The sequence below is a fragment of the Dyadobacter jiangsuensis genome, assembly GCF_003014695.1.
GTDB lineage: Bacteria > Bacteroidota > Bacteroidia > Cytophagales > Spirosomataceae > Dyadobacter > Dyadobacter jiangsuensis.
This window is the reverse complement of the sequence record NZ_PYAS01000004.1, coordinates 26632-49764: the sequence shown is the minus strand read 5'-3', so window position 1 is coordinate 49764 and position 23133 is coordinate 26632. Positions and strand designations below refer to the sequence as shown.

General features: G+C 42.3%; 11 protein-coding genes. 4 read left to right on the top strand and 7 right to left on the bottom strand.

From position 1 onward, the window contains the following. The first annotated feature begins 30 nt into the window (after positions 1-30). From CLV60_RS08705 to CLV60_RS08690, 3 genes are all read left to right on the top strand, one after another. Complete coding sequence (locus tag CLV60_RS08705) at positions 31-723, top strand: hypothetical protein (RefSeq protein WP_106595008.1); 693 nt, start codon at positions 31-33, stop codon at positions 721-723. A 312-nt stretch (positions 724-1035) separates the two neighbouring features. Next, complete coding sequence (locus CLV60_RS08695; RefSeq protein WP_106595006.1) at positions 1036-1500, top strand: (2Fe-2S)-binding protein; 465 nt, start codon at positions 1036-1038, stop codon at positions 1498-1500. A 19-nt stretch (positions 1501-1519) separates the two neighbouring features. Continuing rightward, positions 1520-3817 carry a xanthine dehydrogenase family protein molybdopterin-binding subunit gene (locus CLV60_RS08690; RefSeq protein ID WP_106595005.1) on the top strand — a complete coding sequence of 766 codons (2298 nt, stop codon included), beginning with the start codon at positions 1520-1522 and terminating at the stop codon, positions 3815-3817. A 381-nt stretch (positions 3818-4198) separates the two neighbouring features. Here the strand turns inward: CLV60_RS08690 and CLV60_RS34990 are convergent, their stop codons facing one another. After that, on the bottom strand, positions 4199-4267 hold the full coding sequence (locus CLV60_RS34990) for a hypothetical protein (RefSeq protein ID WP_374755643.1): 69 nt from the start codon (positions 4265-4267) through the stop codon (positions 4199-4201). 288 nt (positions 4268-4555) lie between these two features. Then, positions 4556-4954, bottom strand: coding sequence for a virulence RhuM family protein (locus CLV60_RS34635; protein WP_229210882.1), 399 nt, complete (start codon positions 4952-4954; stop codon positions 4556-4558). 257 nt (positions 4955-5211) lie between these two features. Here CLV60_RS34635 and CLV60_RS08680 point away from each other — a divergent pair, with 257 nt between their 5' ends. Next, a complete protein-coding gene (locus CLV60_RS08680; RefSeq protein WP_106595004.1) occupies positions 5212-5895 on the top strand; it encodes a hypothetical protein in 684 nt (227 codons plus the stop codon). Between the two features lie 148 nt (positions 5896-6043). Here the strand turns inward: CLV60_RS08680 and CLV60_RS08675 are convergent, their stop codons facing one another. The 5 genes from CLV60_RS08675 to CLV60_RS34630 all read right to left on the bottom strand — a co-directional run bounded on the left by CLV60_RS08675 (position 6044) and on the right by CLV60_RS34630 (position 23125). Then, a complete protein-coding gene (locus CLV60_RS08675; protein ID WP_106595003.1) occupies positions 6044-8107 on the bottom strand; it encodes a 3'-5' exonuclease in 2064 nt (687 codons plus the stop codon). Next, complete coding sequence (locus CLV60_RS08670; protein ID WP_106595002.1) at positions 8104-14382, bottom strand: DEAD/DEAH box helicase; 6279 nt, start codon at positions 14380-14382, stop codon at positions 8104-8106. The genes CLV60_RS08675 and CLV60_RS08670 overlap by 4 nt, the downstream gene beginning before the upstream one ends. 87 nt (positions 14383-14469) lie before the next feature. Beyond that, on the bottom strand, positions 14470-19302 hold the full coding sequence (locus CLV60_RS08665) for an Eco57I restriction-modification methylase domain-containing protein (protein ID WP_106595001.1): 4833 nt from the start codon (positions 19300-19302) through the stop codon (positions 14470-14472). Positions 19303-19316: 14 nt separating this feature from the next. Next, entirely contained in the window at positions 19317-22202 is a 2886-nt protein-coding gene (locus tag CLV60_RS08660; RefSeq protein WP_106595000.1) for a helicase-related protein, read from the bottom strand. A gap of 134 nt (positions 22203-22336) precedes the next feature. Beyond that, complete coding sequence (locus CLV60_RS34630) at positions 22337-23125, bottom strand: hypothetical protein (RefSeq protein ID WP_229210881.1); 789 nt, start codon at positions 23123-23125, stop codon at positions 22337-22339. Positions 23126-23133 lie beyond the last annotated feature (8 nt).

Genomic DNA, 23133 nt, shown 5'->3' with positions numbered 1-23133 from the left:
GAAAGATCTGTTCAACCAAAATGTGAAATCATGAAAACGAAATTCATTTTCTCCGCAGCGATAGCGGCTCTGGGCATTGGTATCCTGCAAACAGGATGCGAAAGCCGAAAAAAAGCCGAAGCCAAATACGAGGCCGACTCCCTGAAAGACGACAAAGTTGCCTACGACACTACCTACAAAAGCGAAGAAATAGCAGAACCCGTGTTGGCAGCATCTGAAAAGCATTTCGATATCGCTGTAAAATACCTGGATGGTAAAGATTACAAACAAGCGGCTAAGGAAATCGGCGAGGGCATTACGGCCATCCGAACCGAAGGAGCCACGGACAAAGGCGGGCTTAAAATCGAATTTTCGAAATCGGTCAAACACCTCGAACAGCAGCAAAAGCTTGCCGGGGAAGGGAAACTAACATCTGCCGAGCTCAAAAAAGGCTTTTGGCCTGCCGAAATGATGGTGACACATTACGCGATCGAAAAATGGGAAAGCCTGCCCGAGTTCGAGGTGAAGTCCAATGATCACCTAAGGGTTGCTCTCGACGGCATTGAAAGCAAGACAGCGGACGCGGAGGCATCTGTAAAACAAGAAGGTAAGCAGCTGGTCAATGAAACACGTGCGCTTTTAAAAACAGCAGAACAGGATGCAGGAAGCGATGCCCAAAAAGCCAGAGCGGACTTGAAACTCCAGGCGGCAAAGCTGAAAGCCTATATCAGGAAAAACATCTGAGGGTTAGAGGACTTTCCTGTCAGCATCGACAAGCCAATCTCCTCGCCTCGCAAAAATGGTTTGAATCTCTTAATGTTTCGTTTGATTGTCTTTATCGGCCCAGGTCCGGCTTCGGCTATCTTTGCCAAACCAGCTTCCCTCCCGCTGCAATCGCCGTGTCTTTTGCATGCACATTGAAAAATTAAATTTATTAAATAAATAATTATATTACATTCAATATCAGAGGGGATGGCAAGCGATCTGCCTCCCCTCATTTCCAATAAGGCGGCGCGCTGTAAACCCATCTTTTGTAACCCCTAAATAGTTTATCAAATGGCGAACTATTCAATTTCAGTTAATGGAAAACAACACACAGTGGATGCGCTGGAAGACATGCCGCTGCTGTGGGTACTGCGGGATCTGATCGGATTAAAAGGCACCAAGTTCGGATGCGGCGTGGCCCAGTGCGGCGCATGTACCGTTCACCTGAATGGTACGGCAGTCCGCTCGTGCAGCGTGCCGGTCTCGGCAGTTGGTGAAAACAAAATCACCACCATCGAAGGCCTTTCCGAAAACGGCGACCATCCCTTGCAGCTAGCCTGGCAAAAACACCTTGTGCCGCAATGCGGCTATTGCCAGACAGGACAGATTATGAATGCGGCCGCACTGCTAAAAGCGAATCCCAAACCCTCCGAAGCCGAAATTGAGCAGACAATGGCAGGGAATCTGTGCAGATGCGGCACCTACAACCGGATCAAGGCTGCGATACTGACCGCTTCTTCCAGTTCAAAGTCCTAACTTCCTAATAAGCATTCCTATGAAATATTTGGCTTTACCAAAAGAGAAACAGCAACAGGTAGCTTCGGAAGTTTTCAAGGCCACCAGAAGAGATTTTTTAAAGGCAGGCGGCGTGCTCGCCGGAGGCTTTGTCCTGGGAGTCAGTCTTTTTAGCTGTGACAAGAAAGGCAATAAGATGGGGTTATTTGCCCCTAACGTCTATTTGAAGATTTCTGACTCCGGCGAAGTTACCATTATCGCCCACCGGTCGGAGATGGGCCAGGGCATTCGCACGTCGCTTCCTCTGGTAGTGGCCGACGAGCTTGGCGCAGACTGGGAGAATGTTCAAATCGTGCAAGCCGAAGGGGATGAGAAAAAATATGGCAATCAGAACACGGACGGCTCATTTTCTATCAGGATGTTTTACAAGCCCATGCGCGAGGCAGGTGCTGCTGCCAAACAATTGCTGATTCAGGTGGCTGCAAAAAGATGGGATGTAGCTGTGTCCGAATGTGATACTGAAAGCAGCCAGGTTATTCATAAAGCATCCGGCCGGAAGATCGGCTTCGGGGAACTGGCAGGCGAAGCAGCTGAATTGCCCCTTCCCGCCGCAAAAGACATCAAGCTCAAAAGCCGCGGGCAGTTCAGCATGATCGGCAAAGCCACGCCCATCATCGACTTGCCTGCCATCACCAGCGGACAGGCGGTTTTCGGTATCGACGCGGCCGTGGAGGGGATGAAGGTAGCCGTCATCAAACGCTGCCCGGTGGTAGGCGGATCCGTCAAGTCATTTACCGATGAAAAAACGCGGGCGGTACCCGGCGTAGTTAAAGTGGTCTCCATCAAAGGTGCGGGCCTGCCCGCGACGCTCAACAAGCCTTTGGCAGGCGTGGCCGTGATCGCGGAAAACACCTGGGCCGCCATTAAGGGCCGCGATCTGCTGGAAGTGAATTGGGACCTGGGCCCGAATGCGTCTTACGATTCCAATCAGCAAATCAAGGAACTGGTCGAAAAGGTGTCGGGTGGAGAAGGTACTCCGCGCCGTAACCGCGGAGATTTCAAATCCGCCAGGGCCAATGCCAAAAAAATCATTGAACGTACCTACATCGCCCCTCATCTGGCACATGCTACGATGGAGCCTCCTTGCGCACTGGCGGTAGTCAAGGATGGTTCCTGTGAAATCTGGGCCTGTACCCAAAATCCCCAGGGCGCCCGCGATGTGGTGGCAGAAGTGCTGGGCTTTCCCGTAGAGAAGGTAAAAGTCAATGTAACCTTGCTCGGCGGAGGCTTTGGCCGTAAATCCAAGCCTGATTTCATCGTAGAAGCTGCGATGCTGGCCAAACAGACCGGCTTACCCATTAAAGTACAATGGACCAGAGAGGATGATATCCATCACGACTACTTCCATGCATTGAGCGTGCAGCACGTGGTAGCCACCATCGATAAGGACAACAAACTCTCGGGCTGGAATCACCACATTGCATATCCGTCCATTTCAGCCACTTCCGACGTTTCCGTCATGCAACCCGACGATGGTGAGATGATGCTCGGCGCCGTCGACTTCCCCTACAATGTGCCGGCTATCCGGATCGAAACCCACGATGCCAAAACACAGCTCCGCGTAGGCTGGTTAAGATCGGTAAGAAATATCCCGCAGGTTTTCGCAATTGGCACCATGCTGGATGAGATTGCCGAAGCCAGAGGTATGGACCCGGTCGCCCATGCGCTGGATTTGCTCGGACCAGACCGAAACATCACTTTCAACGAAGAAATTATCAAAGGTACTTACCCGAATTACGGCGAAGATATTGCCAATTATCCTTGGGAAACCCGGCGTATGAAAGGGGTCATCGAGCGCGTTGCCAAAGAAGCGGGATGGGGTAAAAAGCTACCCAAAGGATCCGGACTTGGCTTTGCCGCACATAAAAGCTTTCTCACTTACGTTGCATGCATTGTGGAGGTGAAGTTAGACGCATCCGGCAAGATCTTTATTCCCAGCGTTCATTACGCGGTTGACTGCGGCACGGCAGTCAACATTGACCGGATCAAATCCCAGTTTGAAGGCGGGGCACAGTTTGCCGCAAGTTTCGCACTAAAAAGCGCGATCACCTTCAAGAATGGCCGCGTGGAACAAAACAACTTTGATGGTTACGAAATCATCCGCATGCCCGATTCGCCCAAAGAAATCCACGTGCACATTATCGACAGCGACGACAAACCAACCGGCGTGGGTGAACCACCCGTTCCGCCTTTTGCGCCGGCGCTCTGCAACGCTGTTTACGCCGCGACAGGAAAGCGGGTGTATGAGCTTCCGATTAGGTTAAATGGGAAGGGGTAATCTGCTTTTGAGGAGTTTATAATCGATTCCCTGACATCTGGCTGCACGGCGGGAGTCAGGGATCTTTTGTTGGGATTGGCAATGTATATTGCAAGGAGAATAGGGCAACTTTCCCCCGATACATTATCTATTATCAACTGAATTACAATTAGTTAACCGCTATCAGGTACAAAATGGGTACAAAATCCGAAAATTTATTGATTTCTGTTCAGAATACTGACAATAAGATTCTTCACCGTTTCCATCTCCTCAGGCCTGCTTGCCGCAGCAAACAGAGTAAGGCTCGCAAGCACCTCATTGCTGATAATCTTATTCGCCAGAATTTGAAGCAAGCAGGTTGTTGCTTTTCAGGAACAACAAAAAGCATGCAGCCGCGATACGCTAGTTACCATCTACAAAGCTATGGTTCTTGATAATGAGGTAAAGCAAGGTAGCCACTTTTTCTTCAATCGACGGATAAAAATCTTCATCCCCGAAGCCTTTGCTGATTTGGGCGACGGCACTCTGAAAGCTTCCATCCTTTTCCTTTCCGAATCAAAGTCTGCCTTCATTGCTTCGATACTACATTGTATTCAGCCAAATCAGGATATACTGCCGGTCGGACAGTTCGCCCATTCTTGTCTAGCTGTTCATGACCGTAACCATCCAGCAGTGCCAGTCCCCGTGCTAGAGTGGCAAGCCAGCTCAAATCCGATCACGGCTTAGAATCCTAGTCCCATCTTGCGAGGTTTCGATATGCTACTGCTTTTGCTTTATTCTAGCTTCGTTGATCGCATAACCTTTTACAAGAAAATCTTTTAGCCGCTGGGTCGCCCATTGCCGGAACTGCGTTCCTAGCTTAGAATTCACTCTGTACCCGACCGCGATGATGATGACATCAAGATTATAGTGAATCCGGTTACGCTCTACCAACCGATTTCCCTCCTGCTGAACTGTTCGGAAAATCCGAACAGTTCCAATTTCATCCAGTTCATCGGATAGAAAAATATGCTTTATGTGTTGGCTGATGTTAGCTTTACTTGAATCGAACAAAGTCACCAACTGCGAGTTAGTCAGCCAAACTGTGTCCTGCTCAAACACTACATCTGTAAAAGCTTCGCCATCCGAGCCACCATAAATCTTAATTTTACTATCCATACGTAAAACTACATATCTTCAATCCACAAAGCCAATAGTGGGCATTGTTATGACAAAACCAAACCGAAAATGAAAAAGGTGAACCAGGTCCTTAAACATCTTCCCTAGCGTCCTTGACCTCTACAAGACAGGAAATTGCACTTTGCAAGAAGTTTTGTTGGCGTAGATAGTGACCAAACTAGCTCAGTACTCCAACATATGTTCCAACTGCTCCCTAACTTACCTATATTTAAAGAAAATTTACTAATCAAATATCTATGGCAAACTTATGTTACGACTGCGGAAAAGAGATTGGGGAGGGAGATCAAGATAGAGAGCATATCCCAGCTCAATGTTTTTATGTAGGCTATGGCGACGAATATAAGATAAATCGAATAACAGTTCCCGCTCACAAAGCCTGCAATCACAAATATTCAAAAATTGATCAAGAGCTAAGAGATGCAATTGGAATCTTAACAGAAAATCAAACTGATAAAGCAGTATTAACTTCAAAATCAGTACGATCAATTCTAAAAAGGAAAGATGGAAAAGAGAGAATTAGCTCTGAAAATGGTAAAATATTTATGGAGTTCAATTATGGTGATCTACGAGACTTACATATAAAGAATTTCAAAGGTGTTTTTTTTAAAGAATATGGCTTTCCAATTCCTGATAAATTTCAAATTGAAATTATTACAGACGGAGATCAAGATTTTTTCCCAGTTGAAAAAGTTGGAACAATTTTCACAGCAATTGATCATGAACTCCCAGATTGGAACATCTCCGGTCATGCAGACATTTTTAAGTACAAAATCGCTGTTATTGGCGACACAGGACTAGAAAATTTTGACATTAATTCCGATGATCAATTCCTTGTCGGAATAATCGTTTATCATGAGGAAATAATGTGCATGGTATTTGCCGGCACCCAGCATCTAATTAAAAAAATGTCACCCAAATAGCAGCTGGTTTGTAAAAAAATAAGTTTTTGGCTGCTGTAGCCCAACTTGGGGTTTGCTGACGACCCTCCTTCTGTTTCGGATGACATGGCAAAACGTATTGCCATCACCATTAGGAGTCCTGTCCGCTGCTATTAACTAACTATTCCACTTAGCTCAATATCAAATTTTTTGTCCCAACACCACTGATAATCAACCGTTGAACCGCACGGCTACATGCTACATAGAACAGTGCTTTTTCCGTCCTGGTGATCTGCTGTTGGTCTTCCGGAGTTAAGCTATTGAAATTGTAAGGCTGCTTTGGAAAAGTCCGATCATTCACATCGACCAAAAAAACCTGTTTAAATTCTAGTCCTTTTAATCCATGGAAGGTGGAGAGCCTAACCCCTTCATTCAGGTTGCTCAGAAGATTCTTGTTCACAAAAGGAATGTTCAATTTGTGAAAGTAGTTCCTAAAATCATCTACTGCATCCTTAGTCCTTGCAGCCACAACAATATCGTTGTATGTAAAACCTTCTTCCACTAATTGCTTGATATCGCTGGCAACAGAATCCAACTCCTCGTTTTTCGTCTTGTAAACATGATATTCCGGTTTTACGCCATGAAACAAGGAAAGATACCCTTTCTTGTCTTCAACACTTCCGTCAAAATCATCGTAGCTTTCTTCACTAATCACACGTAGTGCAAGGTTTTTGATTTCTTCGGTAGTCCTATAATTAATCCTTAGCCGCTTGCTTCTGTTTCCGCGAATATTAATCCCGGCTCTCGAAAAGTTGATCCTTTTATTGTAGATGTTTTGCAAGGGATCACCGACAAGGAATAAGTCATTGTTATTTACGCCTGCAAGCGACCTGATGAACCGCAATTCTATATTGGAAAAATCTTGTAATTCGTCTACTATGATATGTGAGAAAAGATCTTGGTTATTATTTTGCAGGTACTGGCTCACTTTATTGTATATCTCCTCTTTGTAGAAAAGCCCTTCCGTCACTTTACAAGAATTAAAGTCTTCAATCATGTCCCAGATTAAAAAACGGTCTTTTCTGCTGATTGCTTTGCCTCTACCTGTACGGCTTGCTCTCAGATAATCGTCTTTGAAATGAATGTCTTGGTCTAAAATGATGGCTTCATACTCTTCTTGTAAAAAATCTTCATCAAAAGGTGACAGTTTTTCTGCCAATACCTGTTCCCATATCGCCATCGGTTTTTTTATAGCACTAAGACCAAAAACCTTATCGGTGTTTTTGATTAAATGGTATTGTTGTGCCAGCCTGAAAGCAAGTGCATCTATATTTTCGATTAGGTAAGCCCCGGTTGATATCTCGAGTTCAGCGGCAAGGCTTTTGAGATTTTCAGTAAGCTCTTTCGTAAATGTTGTAAACAGAATAGGTAGCGCACTTTTTTTATGTTGAACCAGGTGTCTTAAACGATGCAGGGCTGCAATCGTTTTCCCGGTACCCGCTCCTCCGGAAAGTTTTACACTTCCTTTGAAGTCGCCGTTTACAAAGGCCGATTGAGAAGGATGTAAATAGTACTTCCACTTTTGCAAAGATCCTTGCAACGCTTCATTGAAAATTTCGTCATCAGTCAGTTCAATAAATGACCTGGCGTTGTTCTTACTTGCCAACATCTCAGCAGCATTTTTACCTTCCTGTATTTCCGCCAATAGCGAATTGATACTGGCTCCATCTAACAAGTAAAATAGGTTTTCAAAAACATCAATTGGTAAATAGCTTTCAAGTTTCTCTAAACCCTGCAAGTTCTGCACCTTTAACACCGACGGTAACAATACTTCGGGTACACCAATTGAGGTCAATGCATTGCCATCATACTGGCTCATGAACAGATCAGTTGGTGTATTTGAAGGAAAGGCAATTGTGGTTTCATCTATGCTATATACCTGGAATGCTTGTGTTTGTTCGTTCCAGTCAATCATTTTGTTCTTCGCCCAGTCCATAGCTTCATCATGATTGTCTACCCAAACCAGCAGGTAAACTTCTGATGGCTGTACTTCTTTTAGTATCGCCCTGAATTTTTGATCGATACGGGCTGTCTTCAAAGTTTGATCTTTGAATGTATTGATTGACTCCAGATGGATTGCCGCAGATTTAGAATTCGCTCTGAACTTTGAAATGAACTCGGTCACTTTTGTCTGTGTCGTCTTATTTAAGCTCAACAGGGCATCCCAAAACTTATCATATATAAATAGCTTCATAGCTTAATATCGTCTAACTGTTCAAGTGTATAAATGGTAAATCCCGCCGTTTCAAAAGCGTTGCGGCTTTCATCCGAATATGGACCGATCGCTATTTTAGGTGCAACTAAAATCAATTCCGCATCGGCCAAAACATTGCCAATTTCGTCCATCCAAGAATCCAGATACGCCCCGTTCTCTGCCGTTACCCATCCTTTTTGAATAGCTTGTTCAATCAATGTATGCAAAGCCACATGGTAGTAGTCCTTTATTTCGCTAAACAGATCAACATTTGCTTCTGCGTCGTAGTCGTCAGTATCCTGCGCTGTTACAAAGTTATCGGACTGAAACAAATTGAAGATGTGCCAAAAACATTCCCATTGTGCCTTATCAACTAAACCAGTTTTTTGAACCACGAGGTTGTTGAAAATGATCTGTTGATAAACATTCACCCAAATTTTCCAGAGCGCAAAATCAAAGTGTGGTAATTCCTCAACCGGAACCAGGCCATCAAAATTCTTGACTTTATTATCCCTAAGATAACTATCTGTTGTAAGCTTGCCCGTTAACAAGGCGTTAAGCTTATCAGGGTCAAAAGAAGGATCTACAAGTTTTTTTGTCCAAGAAGCTGCATATAAAAACCACGATTTTTGGTATATGCTGATAATCGGATGCCAAAGTTGAGTCAGTAGACGCATTACATTTGTATGTCCCTGGCTGTAATTAACTTTCTGCTGATCGGTGACAGTGGCTAACAGTTTATCTGTATACTTAACTGCAAAATAAGTTTTGTAGAGACTGAATATTTGGTCTTTTACGGTTGTATCTCCGCCCAGCACAGCCTGCCACTCATCCAGATCTTGCCAGGTGAGTGTCCAGGATTTGTATTGTGGATTCTTGGTAATAGCTTTTCTTATTTCAATATCCCGTTCAAAAACGTTGTGTGTTTCCGATGCATGGTACTGGTACCCATCCAGGTAAATGGCTATGCGCGAAACTTCATCCTTATATTGAACGCTATCCACCAAATAGCTTCCACAAATTATTAAGAAGTCGGTTCGGGTACTGTAAGCGATACCATCCTTAGTGCCCAGGGCTACTTGTGGCCTTATCCAATACAGTGCATCAATATCTCCTTTTTTAAGTCGCAACTCGTAGTACACCGTTCCGTCCTGTTTTTTACTTTCAAAACTCACACCTGTTGTTTTGTCCGCAAAAACAGTGAGCAGTTTTATAAACCTTTCTTCCAGTTCAGACTCCTCGATTTTTCCACTATTTGTTATGGAAGTAAGTCCTTCTTTATTGAGAATCCAGGCATCCGTCTTATTACAAATCTGGCTAAACCATTTCTCTGCCCTTGCCCTGCTTAAATCGGCCCGAGTGTATTGGTTACCATAGGAGTAAATACACTTATAGCAGCCATCCTTGCCCGTCAACTGGCAACTGCAGTCGCGTATTGCTTCATAACCATACTGCAAAAGCAATGAGAATTCTTTATGGTCAAACAGCTGCTCCAGGTATCCAGTGCCGCCGGGAATAGTGTCGTACAGCAATAGAAACCGGTCAAACTTGTCTGTTTTATGATTGAATTCCCGGTAAGGCAAAATTCGGATGTGTCCCGGATTACCTTTAAAATACTTCTTGAGACCTACGTCAATGCCAGCCTCAAACATCCGGATATCTGCTTCACTATTAAACTCCTGAATTGGTAATACAATTTTCAATAGCTCAGTTTGCACTTCCCGGAAGAAATAGACCTCTTCAAAAACTTCGCTTTGACCTGCCTGGTAGGCTATCTCTTTATGCTTACAATATCCGTAATGGAAATCTTTGGCTACGGTAATTAGATGCGTTGCAGACGATGACTTGCCACAATATTTACAGGTTACAAAACCCTTTGTCAGTACTTCCGTATCGTTAATCCTAAGCTTGCGCGCATCATTGGCATCACTGCGACCATAGTTTACAGATGTAATAGTCGCATTTTTTACATACTCAATACCAAAGGGAATATCTTTTAATATCCATGCACCTTCCGAAGTTTTGTTATCCAGGTATACATGGTTCATCATTAGATACCTCTGCGCTTCTCTGTCATCATCCGCATCGCTTAATGTCGCACTACCCGCATTATTAAACGATTTTACCGCAGTGAGTTTTGCATACCGATGCACATTGGAAGCAGCCTGCCATGATGGATCAGCACATTTCGGACAACTACCTTTGGCTGCCATGCTATCCAACTCAATATGGTCACATTTTGAGCAAAAACGTTTATGATGAAAATTGATAGGCTCACTCCAGTCGAATATGTTGACGCCGGTTATTTCAAAACGATAACCCTGTGTATAAAAATAATTTTCCGGAGCCAGCTCTTTTATCGCCTGTGAGGCAGGACGTATAATTTCAAAATCTTTGGGTAATGCAATATTGTCGCTCCCTTCGGCTTGGCTACTCAGTACATGCGCATTCAGGCGCACTCCTGTCTCTGGAAAAGCATAATTGGGTAGTACGCCTACATTTGTAAGATGTTCCAATGTATTCCTGGCGGCAATTCCTTTCTTTATACCACTCAGGTTTTTCTTTTCCCGATTTAGTTCTTCCAAGGCCGGATCGCCTTTCGCTAGGTTAAGAATAATGGCGGTATCGTCCAGCTCTTTCCTGCGTTTATCTATTTCGTGTATTTCATTTTTTATTCTTTCGAAAACCTTCACCAATTGTTCGCAAAATCTACCTGAGTCCAAAGCGTCCGCAACTTCGGTAAACACTTCCTCTGCAATATGATTATCGTATTGTTTTAAAAACTGGTTGGTCAAAACCACTTTATTGGTTTCTATGAAATGAGTCAACCGGTTCACAAAAAAGCTGGCGTCGCTCAAAATCCGGGATGCTAATTTTAGATCACGGATAAATGTGGGAATAGCATTTTCATTGGGCTGTGCCGATGTCCAGCTGTCAACACAGAATGCCGTAAAGTGCCTGCGCAAAATATCTTTGGCTTCCAGATAACAGCCGGGTGTATTGACTTCCCCCTGCATCATTTCCAACGGATCCGTGTAATAATAGAGATCGTGATTTTGGTTCTTAGCAAAATTGACAACCAATGCAGCCCCGGAGCTACGCCCTGCACGCCCAACCCTTTGCAAAAAATTGGAAGGTAAGGGTGGTACCGAATTGTTGTAAGCTGTATTTAATGTACCAATGTCAATACCCATTTCCAGCGTGCTGGTAGCTATCAAAGTATTGGTGGCGTTGAAACGGGTTCGCTGTTTAAAATCGATCTCCAACCGTTCCCGTTTTCTCCGTTCTAACAAACCGGTATGCTCTCTGGCGTAAACTCGGGGGAAACGATTTCGATTGTAAACCGCCTTATAGTAGTTGTTACTAACTGCGGGCTCCAATGAATATTTACCTGTACAACGATAACTAAGGCACTGCCCCTCTGCTATCAACAAATCATCATCGTTGGTATAAATCACGTCTTCGCAGGTACTGCAACGATATTCCTTCACATTTTTCTTTACCCAAATGGCATCGGCTACAATGGCGTAAGAAAAATTTTGATCACTTGTTGACCGCTTATTTAACAACTGAGCATTTGTGAGTGCCTGTGTCCACTGCTCGAAGAACTCGTTTACAAAATTTGGATCAGGTTTTGCCTGTTGAAAGGTTTTTCTAAAATAAGCATGAAACCAATTGGTTGTTTTTGCCCTGGTGGTATCCAACAGGTTTGTCTTGGAATCATGGTTGGTTAATAGTTTTGGGAGCCTGGAACGCGTGCCAAATTTCGGATTTAAAAAATGGCGGCCATCCTTTTGCCAGTTCAGATCCCAAAGGCCTAATTTGTCTTCTCTGAATTTTTGTAAAAATGTATGGTCAATAGCGCCACGATTACGGGCCCGGTGTAAAACCAGGTTTGTAAAACGTATTAAATCGTCTTGATGGATGGTCTGGCTGATGTCGTTTACAGTCAACCAATCTTTCATTAATTCAACTGCCTTTGCTAACCTCTCCGGATCAAAATATACTGAAGATGCCCCTGTTTTTTCCAATGTTCTACCAATCCGACTATTAAAGCCAAACTCTGCAAATACTTCCCAATGGATCCGGGTATCAAACTCTTTCAGGAAATGAGGATAATATCTCTCCGCTTTAAAATAATCCAGTGGAGAAGCCTTTCCTACATAGTCTTTCGGGAAAAAACGATAGAGATAACCACTAAGCGGATCTGTACCTGTTTCATCGGCATGTTGTTTCCAATAAGTAATAAACTGTTCGGACAACAAATCTAATCGTTGGGGCTCCCTTAATTCATTGATAACTTTTTGAATGGATGCCCTCAGCGTAAAACGATAATTACGGCCCTCAATAAAACCTGCCTGGTGTGCTGCATCCTGTACCGAATTGGTAAAGGCCAATACTTTGCGGTTTTGGTCGGTGGCAGGATCCAAGTCTGTAGCCAGCGTTTGGCTCACGGCTATGGAGCTTAGCGTTGGTATTTTAGTACCAATGATGGCAACTGTACCGGAATTATTACAGCAAGGGCAAATATGCTCGGTCTTGTTGTCCTTCAACTTCCTGAATGCCTGAATGGCAAAACCTTCTTCATCCTTGGCTACTATATGCAACAATACCGGATGAATTTTTTCCTGTAAAAAATCATCAAAAACATATCCGGTAGCCAGTATGTCTTCGGTATTCAATTCGTTGCCAGGTAGTAGAAAATAGACGTTCTTATGGCGTGCAAAAAACTTGTCATACACTTCGGTGATGTCCTTGCTGAATACATCCCGGTTGTCAGGTTTTACTCCCAGCCAGCCCGATGAGTTACACTCCCGGCAATACCATGGCGGCAATGCAGCTATTTCACTATTGGCCGCTATCTGATCACGAAAAGTAAAGCTGGCTGGTTGCTCCAAAGTATATTGTACGCCACTCAACTCCCGTATCCACAATTGCACCTGAAGATACATAAATGGTGATCGAGGGTTATCAATATCTTTTGCCGCCGCAATAAGTGTCAGCAACGATTCCAAAATCCGCTCTTTGGGACTATATTCATTAGCAGCATCCCATTGAGCCAGCTTTCTGAAATTTTCGTTTGCAATAGATAAGTCTCGAACAATATCTTCCACAGGGCGTGTGCCTTTTCCTTTATTAGCAACTTTCACCAGGTCTTTCACCAATTTTAGCTGTATAAGCCCTTGTGCCAGTTGTTTTTTGTCCTGCTGCCAAATGTCTATATGGGCTTGCAAATAATTATCAAAGGCTTCGCTCTCATGATGTACCAAATCTTTTAGCTTGTGGGGAAGTGGCATGAAGTCCATCAAGGTATCATCTTCTCCAAAAAAGGAAGCTACATCAATTCGGTTTTCGGTAATGATGGCATCGGTGGTGACTGACTCTCCAAACACCTTGCTGGCATACTCTGCCAATAATTGTGGAGCTTCCGGGCCGGAACCTATGGTAGCAGACGTTCCCACTGCACAAAGTTGTTCAGCAGGAATTTCTAGTTTAAGTTTTAAACGACGTATCAAGTTGGCTACATCAGTGCCCTGCGCACCGTCATAGGTGTGCAATTCATCCAATACCAGGAACTGCAATAAACTAGCATCTTTAAAATTGCCCAACCAAAGTTTGTGGTAATTATGCTTCATCAAAGCATAATCAAGCATCTTAAAGTTAGTAAGCAAAATGTCGGGTGGTGAATCTAGAATCGTATCGCGATGCTCAATGATATGATTTTCACCCATGGTTTTTGGGAACTGACCTTTCGGGCCATTCCCCTCGCCAATAAACAATCCAGCTGTTATTTTTCCTCGTAAACGCTCATCTTCATGAATCAGCTCAGCCAGACGCTTGGCCTGGTCGGTGGCCAGGGCATTCATGGGGTATAGGATAATTACTTTGACACCTGCCCGGTGCTGCTGCTGGTAGCAATAGTCAAGTATTGGGTAAAGAAAAGATTCCGTTTTCCCTGACCCGGTACCGGTAGTAACAATTGTTGGTTCTGGTTTTTTTTCTATGGTAGAAAGTCTTGTCCATGATTTTACCTGGTGATCGTAGGGTGGCCAGGTCGGTTTTATGGTTAAAGGTATTTGAGCCACCGCATCGGCATCTGCCTTTACAAACCGCAGCCTAAGTGAAATATAAGGTCCTTTAAACATGCCCTGTGTGGGATGATGAATAAAGGTATTAAAAGCCCCAGCCACCTCTTTTTTGCGAAAAGTAAAAGTTGCTTTCAGGTACGAGGTAATCGACTCTTTTATCTCTATGGCCTGTTGTAAACTCAGCATATTCTATCAAAATTTATCCGGTCTGTTATCTTCTTTGTTTAGTGGCTTCCCGGAATATACCCCACTTAAATCCTCTTCAATTTACGCTTAGGCCAAATCCACTGCTCTGGCATCTATGCCAGCTGCGCCTTCACTTGTATTAAACCGTTTCTCAAAATGCACCCAAGCCCGTTTGTAATCTTCCACGCGATCGCATTTGGTGAAGGGAGCATGGTACACCACCTGCTGGCCCTGATAGAGCTCACTTTTGGTGATTGTATGGGTAATTTCACCTTCCTGCATATCCATTATCTTTTCCCAATCAGAGCGATCAAGACCTACTCCAATTAAACCTGCTGCTCTGGTAAAGACTATATTGCCACGGGAGTCATACCAAGTATCATCTTCGTTTTGTTGAAGAACGTCGAAATAAATTTGATAAATGCTTATAAGCTCTTTGAGGGTTAGTTTAAATGCCATAGCAGAAATTACGTCTATCTCCACCAATGCCATTCTGCGAGCAAAATGGCTTCGCAAAGGAATTGCCCAGTTCCATTCCTTTTCTCTAGTATCAAAAGAGGGTAATCGAGGATCTGCTACCGACCATGAGTCATCAGCAAATTTTTCATCGTATGAGCTTTCCCAAAGTTGCTTGTAGTTTACAGAAAGACTGTTCAAGAGTAACGACCTTAAATTTAGTGGTGGAAGAAATATTTTATCTATTCCTAAGGGGAAATTACTGATGGTATCATCGTATAAATCAGGTTTTCCAATTGTTTTAATATAAAAATCAAAAATCAAGGATGAGCTCAATGCACTTAATTCTAACGTATACTCTTGATGTAAAAAATATACTGAAATGGTAGTATTCACGTGACTTGTGTATGGAGGAATGAGAGCTCCACATAGCGTCCTTTCACTAGCTTGATTCAATCTTCGCCTAAATAACAACCGAAATTCTTGACTCCAACTCCCAAACGACCCATCTTTGTTTTCTATTCCCTTTATTGAGGATACCATATTCACTTTTAAGGGGATATAATTTGTCCGAGAATTAAAATGTTCGGCGGTCTCTTCTAGACTAATTACATCGTAATCCGAATTTAATAAACAAACTTTTTTGGGACTTTTGTACATTGGATTACCTACAAAAATATGGGGTCCACTAAAAATCATTTCGTAATCTTCAATTTTAGGATATTTTGTTTCACGGCGAATAGTACCATCATTAACACTTGTGGTCTCGTTCCAACAGTCTGTAATTTTATGATCAAAATCTTTAACACAAGTTTTCACAGACTTTAACTTCTGGTATACAGATAGCAAATCTTTGCTATGTATAGAAACTAGTTTTGCTCCATCATAATTAGTAGAATTCTCAAATGTTTTGGCGAGCAGTCTAAGTTCAATTTTCGTTATTTTTATAAGTCTTTCTGGACTAGATTTTAAGTTCCATTCGAACCCCTTAAAAGTTTTCAATTTTATACCTATCGATTCTGATGTTTGACTCGGAATAAAACAACCATCGATAGTTGACGGATGAAAAAGGTTGAATATATTTATCACATCTATTGTGTCTTCATTACCTGAATAGACATTTATGCTATAAGTCTGTTGGTCATGCACCTCTGGAAAGAGAAAAAGGCTGTTTCTAAAATGGAAATGATATTTTAATCTCTTGTACAGTTCCTTTCTTAATTCATATCCATCCGGATCATCGTAAATTCCTTCCGGGTGAATTAATCCTAAAAAACCATTTTTGTTAATCCAATTTAAACCATTAGATATTACGCATTTATACAAATTATTTCGTTGACCATTAAGGAGAGGATAGTTTTGTATTGATTTAAGAAATTGTTTAGTGCAATTAGCTTCTATATTTTCTTCCAAATAGATCCTAAGCAAGTATTCCTCTTCAGAGACTACTTTCAGACCAAACTTTTTTACCTGTGGTGCAGAATAGCCTTTTACATAAACCTCGGGATACACCTCAGATAAAACTCCCGTTTCATCGAATGTAATATTTACCCATGGTGGATTGCCCACTGCGATATCAAAACCATTGTTCTCCCTAAACACCTCTATGAATTCCAATTCATAATGGAAAAAGCGATACTGATCAGCATATTGCTTCACCAATACTGCACGCTGGTTGGTAAATAAGGACGATGAAGATTGTTTTAACGCTTCTACAAGTTGCTTTTCTAGCTGCTTTTTGTCCTTGCGGTATTCGCGACTTACTTCTTCATCTGTCAATTCTGTGTGTGGTTCAACCGATAGATCTATGTTTAGTACTTGCATCAGGTCTTCATGCCACTGCTGACGGGTCGGCAGATCCGCAGCTGCACGCACATCCCAAAACCATAGGCTGCACCAATAATCCATGATCTGTTTTAGCTTGTAATAAGGCGCATTAGGTTTCAGGCGTTCCCTGGCAAACTTTTCTTTTTGTTCATAGCTATATCCCTGAAAATTGAGTTGGAGTTCCGTATTCTCGTTGCCAAAAAAAACGGTATTGGCTTCGGTAATGAGGCCAATATTTCTTTGAATTTCATAATGCTCCAAAAGAAGGGCATCAATGGCACGAGAAATTTGTTGAAGCTTTTTAAATTCATCTCCGTCGATTGGTTTGCAAAAGCCTCTCCGCCAATCGCTAACCGCCTTTGTCTCCTTTGGGTAGGTGTCTTTTAATAGTTTAATACCGGCACTTGACGCCATTCCAATATCCGGCAAGAGGAAATGATAAATCTCATCCTCTTTACGCAATATGCCTTTTTTGCCAAATTTTAAATGTTGTGGTGCTCTATTCCACCATTCCTTTTTCTCATATGCACCGGAATTGCCTTTTGGTACGAATGAAAAATCTTTGTGTTTAAACACTTTCAGCCAACTACCCACAACAGCATTACCCACACCCAAACGGTAACCAAAAAAGGGTGTTTGCATGTCTTTATGAATCACGTTGAGCCAAAGCGATAGCTTACCCAATTCCACAGCTGTTGGGTTTAAATCGACGCCATATACATTGTTAAGGGCTATATAGGCTTTTATTTTTTGTAGCTCTTCCTGATAGTGGTTCGGATCCACCCTCTGTTTCAGTTCCTCCTGGCGATAAGTTAGGTATGCCTGAGCGAGTTGGTTTATCACCTCATTATGGAAGGCGGCAGCACCCATGGCCGGTTCCAATATTTTTAGTTTCAGTAGCGCCGACGCTTTCAGTTCACCTTTATCCAGACGTTCCAGAATAGGTTTTAGTGTATATTTCACCGTTGTTTGGGTCAACACTTCCGGAGTATAATACGAAGCCGATTTTTGCCTGTCACGCCCACTTAGCCGGTATATAAAATCCCCTTGTGGAATTACTTTCAGTTCGTCCTGGGCTTCCTCTTTTTCGGTATAGTAAATCTCGTCCTTCTCAAAATCATCGAGGCGATGCCGTGGAACCAGGTAAGATCCATCTGAACGAACCACCTTCTCACTTGTTTCGCCTTTCTTTTTTTTTCGGTGTACTTCTATGTAATCGGTTTCCGCCAAAAATCCACGAAAAGCCAGCAAACTCTCGTACACACTGCCCAGCTGGTTAATACCCAAATTGGCATAGCTGATGCGTCCCCGAGTTTTGCCTCTTTGTTGTTTGGAAAGCGACAATTCACAAATCACATCCTGCCAAACAATGTTCCGGATTTTAACTTTGTTTAAATAATGCAGTTCACCGGCATCAAACATGGGTGAATCAAGGTGACGAATTTTGAAACTCTTGTTTACCCCATCATCTTCTCGGTATCCATTGTTGAGTAACTGGAACAAACGGAATAGCGACTCATGGAAAAAATATCCGTTGATACTGGATTCAGTCACCAATGGTACCTGTTCCAGGTCACGCAGCATTTCCAGGGAGTAACCTCGTTCGTATACATCATCATTGGATGGTAAAATATCCAGATCCTCCCGCGCTTCTGCATAAAACAAAAATAACAAGCGATAAACCATGTTAAGGCAATCGCTTTTTAAAAGGCTGGCATCGATTTCATGGTAATCGATACCCTGTCCCTTTAAATACTTTACCGTTTCGTTGGCCAGGTTTTCTACGGCATGAATAACACCTTCTTTTAAGTCTTTAGTTACTTCATAGGCAGCTTTGTGCGCATCCTCGTCTAATTGCTCTATCAGTATCATTTCGGCTGTGGGTGCCAGCAGATCCTTGCCTAACAACAGGTGAAAAACTGCGTAAGAATCTTTCTGGGAGCTGGCATCATCAAACACTGCTTCAAGATCCAGTTGCAAGTAACTACCCCGAAACCATTTTTCACATTCCAATAAAAAATACTGGTTACCACCGCAAAGCAATATATATTTTGGCCTTCGATGTGTGGGCAACAAAAACAGCTCATTGATCGCCTTATTTATTATCAGCGGCGAAATACTCTGTCCATCAGGTACAGTGAAAATATCAGCCCATTGAGACCGATGGTATTTTTGCGCCTTTGCAATAATATCTTCATCGTGCTCTACATTATAACTTTGCTCAAATAACCCGTCGGGATTGTCCTGATCTTTCGTTTTGATAAGAGCGTGCATTTCCAGCACCATTAGGTGTATTTCGCTGCCCCGATACAATATATGCCTTACCGGTAGTACGTTTTTATCGTTGATTGGAAAGAGCTCATGATACTGCGTATTACCTGCATCATAACCCAAAGCTGTAAGCATCAACGAATGAAACCCGTGCGACAGATTGATCTTGTCCTTGGTACGCAGGTGGTTTTCAATAAACTTTTGTTTCAGCTTAAAGTATTCGGGTTTTAGTTTGGCAATAGCCTGGCCTAATTCTTTGATGGCATCCGAACCATAGCCCGATTTTTCAATTACTTTTTTAGAGAAATCTTCATCAAAGTAATTAGATGCAAAATACTCGCCTATGTTTTGTATGAAATGAATCATTAGTTGTCTTTCTATTAATTGTAAAAAACAGCCAACACTTTGAGGTAAGCGTCGCCATTGAGGCTAGTAAGATCTTTAAAATACTGGCTCGAATCATTGAGAATGGTCTGAATATCATATTCCTTCTTTTCTCTACGGCTCTTCAAATAACCATATTCAGGTTTATCCCCAAACTCATGTTGTATTTGCTTGTCTTTACTAGCCTTCCAGTTTTTAAGCTTCTCTTCATAAACGGCCAGTTTCTTTTCCATTCCCCACTTCAACTTGTCTTGCTCTCTATTCATGTGCCATTCTTTCGCAAATATTATTGCATCAGGCAGTAAGGCTTGCAAACGGCTGATGTCATCGGCTTCTATCACTTCTGTATACAATTCTTTATCAAGCTGGTGAGCTTTCACGAAATCTTCAAAAGGAATTGGCTTGCCTTGCAGCCCACCATTTATGTGCAAGGACAACACAAAGAAATCAGCCAATAGTGACTGGCCAACACTATTGCTTACCAAACCATGGATTACAAAATGTGCAACCCCGGCTGGCATCCGTGAATGTTTAGATACCAGTGCCACATTTTTATCTACACTGGCTTCCAGCTGTGTCATCAGGAAACGTACTACCGGGTGCAGTTCGTAAAGCATATGGAATCGAGCCCACTCACCTTTCTTTTTACGAGCTTCTGCAATGGCATTCTGCACATCATCTTTGTTTAACGAAAGCTGATAAACGTCACCAATTTTACCCGGCTTCGCTTCCTGAGGCAAATCGTACAAGATTCGGTTAAGTTCTTTGGTATGTTTTACCTCCAACAGATCACCTTCAAAATGAGCATCGTCCATTTTCAGGTATTGGTCCGCCTTTAACTGCTGTATCAAGGCATCGTAATAGGCCCGTTCATTTTTAAACAAGCTTATCTGTTCCAATATGGGCTCAGCTACTTTTAAAGCAGGCGTGGCATCGTCCCAAAAATCATCGCCCAAATCAAAGCCGCCATCATCGGTATCAGGCGTATCCGGCTGATCTATTAGTGATGCTTGATTTGCCGCAATAGCTTTTGTCACTAAATCTTCTTCGGCGGTGGAATTGTACAATTTATATACTGAGGCGGCATCACCCAGTGACTGATATACTGTTTCTTCCTTATCTTTTAGTTTATTGATAATGTGCAAATCATCTTTCAAACCTTCCAGATCAGATTTAGCAATCATGTAGTGTATGTAAGGCGTTTTGCTTTGCCCGTAGCGATCTATACGACCATTGCGCTGTTCCAAAGTTATCAATGACCACGGAATGTCATAATTGAACATGTGGTTGCAGTAGTAGTGTAAGTTTACACCCTGCGAGCCAGCGTCCGAGGAAAGCAGAATGCGAAAATCGGCATCTGCTTTGCCAAAATCTTCGATGATGCGCTGCTGCTCCATATCTGTCAACGAGCCATGGAAATCTGCTATTACCTTGTCATCTAAGTCAAAATCTATTTTAAGTTTTTGCTTTAAAGCTTTTAATGTTTCGATGCGCTCCGCAAATACAACAATACGGAAATCATTCTTTCGTCCCTTCCATTTCAGACGGATCAGTTCTTCTTTAAAAGCGCGATATTTAGCATCAGCAGCATTATCAATATTGTCCTGTAAGCGCTGCCGAAGGTCTAGCAATATGTTCAGATTGTTTTCCACCACATCATCGGTGTCTTCAACAGGATTCAGTTTAGCTATACGGTTATTCAGAGTACTCAATGCCGCCTCAGGTGAAGACATGTAGGATTTGAACAAGCCAATGGCAAACAAAAGATCCCTCTTTTGCTTGCGTTTTGATTTGCGGCCAAATAGATCTTGTTGTATGTCCGCGGCATCAAGTGAATTTACGGCCTCAAACTTTATTTTTTGTTGCAATTCAAGAAAAGCATTCTCTGCCGCTCCCAAATCGGCATGAATGGAAACTACTTTACGTTCCTGAAAATTCGAACGGACGGATTCGTCATCAATGTCATTCTTAAATCGACGAACGTAATAAGGTAATATATCTTCTTTGGTATAGTCAAGATCATCCTTAATAGCCAAAGGTTCAATCATGTTCACCAGGTTGGCGAAACTTTGTTTTTTACCATTGTGTGGCGTAGCAGAAGTTAGCACCAATGATTCACATTTTGTGCTTAGCAACTGTGCCAGTCCACCACGTAAAGAACCCGCATTGGCCACTGTGTGACATTCGTCAATGACGATTATATCCCACTTCGTCTTTTCAATATAGTGTTGAAATTTGGCATTGTTCTTAAGAGTGTCGATGGACACAATGGTTTTATCGTAGTATTCGAATGGGTTCTTGTTGGCTGGTAATTCGGATTTTATTTTTGAGATACCATCTGAGTCCAATCGTACCAGGGGAATAGCAAAACGGTTCCAAATTTCTTGCTGAAACTGCCCTAGAATCGATTTGAGTGCCAATACCATGATGCGTTTTCCCTTACCACGTTTTATCATCTCCGCCAGAAAAATGCCTACTTCGATGGTCTTTCCTAAGCCAACACCGTCAGCTATCAAGATACGGGGACGGGGTAAATCAAAAGCCTTGAGGGTTGGCTCCAACTGGTAAGTAGCCAGGTTAAAAGCCGCCTTGTGTGCAATGGTTATTTGTTTGCTGTACACCGATGCATTACGCATCTGGTTCTCAATGAAAAGCTTGGTTTTCCGGTAGCCGTAATCTGTATCCGGTATAAGTTTGGTGTCGATCGGATCGAGCACCTTTATTTCCTTATCAATATTGGTGTCAAAGACAAATCGCTTGCCTTTTACTAATTCTGAAATACCTTCAACTTTCAGAATCCAGCCATTATTATTGTTAAGGGCATCATTTATAATAAAATCTTCATCACGGTTGGTGATTCGCTGACCAGAAGTAAAATTCATTAATCTAAGAGGTAATAGGGCGATGAAAAAAGTTGAAAATAAGAGTTAGATAGAGCAAATCAAGATTTAAATATTTAGAGTATTCACTATGAACAAGTTCGTTAAACGGTGAATATTTAGATAATAATCTAATGTCACACGCTCCTACAACTGCCTCTTAGCTCCTCCTTGAGCAGATTTAGAAAGGTTGAATTTCTGACCTCGGCATCCCTAAGAAATGCTTCAAAGGATAATACATACAAACCAATAGGAATTTCTATCCTCTTGTCTAAATCTGTAATTATTGACTGTTCCTTGTAAAATACAGTTCCACACGAAAACAGTTCAACGTATTTGTCCTCCAACAAAGACACCTTGAATTCATTATCTATATCAACGATTCCATAAAACCAGATACGCTGAATCTTATCAGGAAAATATTGCAACAACTTTCTAGCCCTTTGCCTCAACTGACTTGTAACCTCTTCCCTTTTTGCTAAACCTAAACCCAACTTCTTCACTTCCACAATAACTACATCAACTTTTTCTACTTGATCTGGACTATTAGAAAATATTATCGTAATGTCCGGACGTTTGTTATTCTTTTCTAATTCATGGTCAACTGAATCTTCATCACTGATAACAAGATGCTTTAAAACTTCTGACATATGCCTTTCGCTTAGAATAGTTTTGTAAGACATATATTTGTCATCCAATAACCAAGCATTATTTGTAAAAAGATCATTGTGGAAATTACTCTTGGATAGGGTTGATCGCTTTGGAACAATCAAGTTGTGAATCTCATCTTCATTATTCTCTTTATCAACCTTTTTTAATTTTTCGATTACAATATTTCTGTAAAGAATATATTCTGTCAGAATTCTAGCTGATAATTGTAGTGACTTTTCATACACTTCATCAGTCAATGACACTGCGTCCAGCACTTCTTTTT

What these genes read in the sequence shown, in the direction of transcription:
- CLV60_RS08670 (WP_106595002.1), bottom strand. Translation starts at nt 14,382, where the DNA reads ATGCTGAGTTTACAACAGGCCATAGAGATAAAAGAGTCGATTACCTCG.
- CLV60_RS08695 (WP_106595006.1), top strand. Translation starts at nt 1,036, where the DNA reads ATGGCGAACTATTCAATTTCAGTTAATGGAAAACAACACACAGTGGAT.
- CLV60_RS08705 (WP_106595008.1), top strand. Translation starts at nt 31, where the DNA reads ATGAAAACGAAATTCATTTTCTCCGCAGCGATAGCGGCTCTGGGCATT.
- CLV60_RS08675 (WP_106595003.1), bottom strand. Translation starts at nt 8,107, where the DNA reads ATGAAGCTATTTATATATGATAAGTTTTGGGATGCCCTGTTGAGCTTA.
- CLV60_RS08660 (WP_106595000.1), bottom strand. Translation starts at nt 22,202, where the DNA reads ATGAATTTTACTTCTGGTCAGCGAATCACCAACCGTGATGAAGATTTT.
- CLV60_RS34635 (WP_229210882.1), bottom strand. Translation starts at nt 4,954, where the DNA reads ATGGATAGTAAAATTAAGATTTATGGTGGCTCGGATGGCGAAGCTTTT.
- CLV60_RS08665 (WP_106595001.1), bottom strand. Translation starts at nt 19,302, where the DNA reads ATGATTCATTTCATACAAAACATAGGCGAGTATTTTGCATCTAATTAC.
- CLV60_RS08690 (WP_106595005.1), top strand. Translation starts at nt 1,520, where the DNA reads ATGAAATATTTGGCTTTACCAAAAGAGAAACAGCAACAGGTAGCTTCG.
- CLV60_RS08680 (WP_106595004.1), top strand. Translation starts at nt 5,212, where the DNA reads ATGGCAAACTTATGTTACGACTGCGGAAAAGAGATTGGGGAGGGAGAT.